Annotated in this window: 2 protein-coding genes and 4 tRNA genes; 2 read left to right on the forward strand and 4 right to left on the reverse strand. The window is 66.3% G+C overall.

All coding sequences use genetic code 11. The annotated features are described in order from the left end of the window. Nucleotides 1–127 precede the first annotated feature (127 nt). From MJ783_RS16585 to MJ783_RS16600, 4 genes are all read right to left on the reverse strand, one after another. Nucleotides 128–199, reverse strand: a tRNA-Val gene (locus MJ783_RS16585). Between the two features lie 23 nt (nt 200–222). Next, nucleotides 223–294 (reverse strand) — tRNA-Cys (locus tag MJ783_RS16590). Between the two features lie 46 nt (nt 295–340). Next, nucleotides 341–413, reverse strand: a tRNA-Gly gene (locus MJ783_RS16595). A gap of 516 nt (nt 414–929) precedes the next feature. Then, complete coding sequence (locus MJ783_RS16600; RefSeq protein WP_239311355.1) at nt 930–1,361, reverse strand: SsgA family sporulation/cell division regulator; 432 nt, start codon at nt 1,359–1,361, stop codon at nt 930–932. A gap of 506 nt (nt 1,362–1,867) precedes the next feature. On the opposite strand from MJ783_RS16600, the gene MJ783_RS16605 reads away from it, so the two are divergent. Continuing rightward, nucleotides 1,868–1,939, forward strand: a tRNA-Val gene (locus tag MJ783_RS16605). A gap of 524 nt (nt 1,940–2,463) precedes the next feature. Then, nucleotides 2,464–3,255, forward strand: coding sequence for a Crp/Fnr family transcriptional regulator (locus MJ783_RS16610; protein ID WP_239311356.1), 792 nt, complete (start codon nt 2,464–2,466; stop codon nt 3,253–3,255). Nucleotides 3,256–3,268 lie beyond the last annotated feature (13 nt).

Here is a 3,268-nt window from a genome sequence, read left to right on the forward strand (position 1 = left end):
ACGAGCGCTGGCCACCGCGACGGACCACCTTCGACGTCGCCCCGCTCGACATCGTGGTGCGCGTCATGAGGATGGCCACCCAGCTCAGGATGGCCATTTCCGTTACGCCGCAGCGTACTTGGAGGGGTGGGCGATACTGGGATTGAACCAGTGACCTCTACCGTGTCAAGGTAGCGCTCTCCCACTGAGCTAATCGCCCCAGTTTGTTCGAGATTGTTGCGGAGGCGGAGGCGGGAATCGAACCCGCGTACAGGGCTTTGCAGGCCCTTGCCTAAGCCACTCGGCCACTCCGCCGGGAGGAGGCCGGAACCAGCTTGACCTCTGACCTCTCACAGTCTCGAGCGGACGACGGGATTCGAACCCGCGACCCTCACCTTGGCAAGGTGATGCTCTACCAGCTGAGCCACGTCCGCGCGCCCCGCTGTTCGGCGGTGCAGCTAGCACTCTAGCGGACGATGAGCGAAGCGTCGAATGAACCGCCGTGCGATGTGTCGGCGATGTGCGGTTTCTGTGTCAGAGTCCAGCGCGCGCTCGCCGGTCGTGCCCGGTTGTGCTTGTGGCAGGTGGCTTGGCCACCCAGCCCGGCGGTGCTGGTAGGTCTGGTAGGTGATGCGTGGCACGGGGGCGGGGCCGGCTCGGGTAGCGGGGCCGGCGGGGGTGTCTCCAGCCTGCCGAAAGGGCCGCGGTGCGTGCGATCCGCGGGCGTGGCGACATCGGCCGCCCCACTGCGGCGAAGTCATGTTTTGCGACGCAATTCTCACGGTGTGTGACTTCGAACTGGCCGCCCGCAGCGGAAACGAGAGTCCTGACTGGGACGTCGCCGGGACAGCTGCCCGCCCCGGCGACGTCAGGGATCCAACAGGCTGAAGGCCGCGCGGACATGGCGCTGGTCGTGCTGCCGGTCGCTCTTGGTAGCCGCCCTGGCGATGTCAGGTCTGAGAGCCGCCCCAGATGAGCAGCGCAAGCTCCGCGTCCAGGTCGACGATGTCGCTTTCCCCGCCGAGCGGCACCACCGAGTAGGTGCGGCGCAGGAATGACAACACCTCCGAGCGCGGCATCTCGAACAACGCGTGGCCCGACGGGCTGGACAGGGAGAGACAGACGATCCGTCCGCCGGACTGGGCCGCTGGCCAGACCTGAACGTCTCCGTCGCCGGCCGGGCGCCGGACACCGTCGCTGAGCAGCTGCCGGGCGAACGTCCACTCGACAACCTCGTCCGCGCCCGTACGGAACCCGATGCTGACCGCGTACGGGTCCGCCGGTTCATAGCGCATCGTCGCCGCGACTGGGACGGGCGCTCCACCGGGAACGACGAGCCGAAGTGCGAGCTCTGCTGTGATGGAATCGTGGCGAATTGTCATCGGGCGGCCTCTCAGTGCTGCGGTGGTGCGGGCGAGCACCCGTGTAACGAGATAGTTCCCTCTTTGAGGCTCGTTGGAAACAAGGTTATGCGACTTGAACATCCGTTACGCCGGTTCGGGAGACTTGCCCGACATAGCGCGGGTGTGCAGGCCGAGACTGGCTGATGGAGGCCACGGTGTGCGGCGTCCGTGGCCGCGTGCGTCGGTTCGCGCCATGTGGCACACCCCCCGTAGGTCGATTACCCTTCGTGTTTGATCGCTGCTGTTGCAGTGTGCGTCAGGGGAGGTCTACCCCTCTCCTCCTCGTCCCAATCGAGGTGAGTTGTGTCCGGATCGTGACCGACGAGACCCCATTCCGCAAGACCTAACGTCGTCGACATCGCGGGACGCTTCCGCGTGGACCGTCGGCCTCGCCACAGCCGGGCCCGGACCCGGGGCATCGCCCTCGATCCGGCCGCCCCCTCGCGGCATCCCCGCGGCGGCGTAGTAAGCTTCAGACGTCTTCCGGGCGTATAGCTCAGTGGTAGAGCGCTGCCTTCACACGGCAGAGGTCCGTGGTTCGAAACCACGTACGCCCACAGGTACTTTCGCCACTCGTCGGCCTTTGTCGATCATTGTGGGTCAGCGGGCACCCGGTGTCCGCCATATGCGTGATCGCGGTTGTTCCGCGCTCGGTGGCACTGCGGCGTGTTCTGGAAGCCGTCGTTCGATCAGGGAGCCACCTCCAGGCGGTTCCCCGTCCAGGTGGTTCCTGGTAAGGCCGCAGGCCAGACCGATATCGGATGAGTTGTATCGGTTTGGCCGAGAAGGCGGCCAGGGGCTGGCTGGAGGCGGTGAGCCAAAGCCATGACGCGAGAGGTTCTTACGTCCGATGCGGTGTATATCATGTTTTGTGCTGGACGTGCTGGACGGCGCTGACTACATGTTCGTGGGCGGCCCGGGTTAGATGGCGTTCGACGTGGTGTTTCGCTGGATCGACTAATCGGGGGGCCGACTGTTGAAGGCAGGGCACGAGGTCGGGCGGAGCACGGAAGAGCCGGTCGTCGGAAGTACGGAGCGCGGGGGGCGAACCATGTTTGTGCCTGGGGAGGCGATACCTGCCATGGATACGACGGGGATGGTCACCCCGCTCCATGAAAGAGCTCGGGTGGGTACCGGCGGAGTGGGAATCGGGATGGTGAACGGCGGGGACGGCGCGGGCCCGGACGAGCCTCGGTACGGCCGTGACTGGCCCGCGCACACCTTCCTCGGGCGGTTGGACCAGCGGCTACGGGGTGCGTTGCTGGAGCTCGGGCAGTTCGTTCGGTATGCCAGCGGGACAACTCTGATTATTGAAGGTGACCTGGACCGGGATCTGTTCATCCTGCTTGACGGCGTGTGCAAAGTCACCGGAGTGACCCCGCACGGCGTCCGGGCACTGCTTGCCGTCCGTGTCGGTGGAGATGTCGTCGGTGAGATCGCGGCTATGGACGGTGAGCCCCGTTCCGCCACGGTGACCGCTGGCGGCGCGGTGACCGCACGCCGGATCAGCTCGGTCGACATGGAGCAGTTCCTGGTCGGCAACCCGATGATGGCGGCGGAGATGAACCGCGCGATGGCGGCGAAGCTGCGCTGGTCGACACGGCGCAGGGTCGACTACGGCGACCATGTGAAGATCCGGCTGGCGCGTGTCCTGGTCGAGCTCGCCTACCTGCACGGCACGCCGGTCGCTGACGGTATCTCGATCGGTGTGCTGACCCAGCCCGAGATCGGTGGGCTGATCGGCGCTGGCGAGCCCAGCGCGCACAAGGCGCTCGCGGAGCTGCGGAGTGCCGGCATACTCAGCACCCGCTATCGGCGAATCGTCGTCCACGACCTGTCCAGGCTCGGGGATGTCGCGGACGGCGACAGCTAGAGCGCCCGGCAAT

The sequence above is a fragment of the Protofrankia sp. Cj3 genome, from assembly GCF_917627355.1.
Taxonomy (GTDB): domain Bacteria; phylum Actinomycetota; class Actinomycetes; order Frankiales; family Frankiaceae; genus Protofrankia.

Excerpts from the sequence above, each read along its gene's own strand:
- MJ783_RS16600 (WP_239311355.1), bottom strand. The coding sequence starts at position 1,361 with ATGACAATTCGCCACGATTCCATCACAGCAGAGCTCGCACTTCGGCTC.
- MJ783_RS16610 (WP_239311356.1), top strand. The coding sequence starts at position 2,464 with ATGGATACGACGGGGATGGTCACCCCGCTCCATGAAAGAGCTCGGGTG.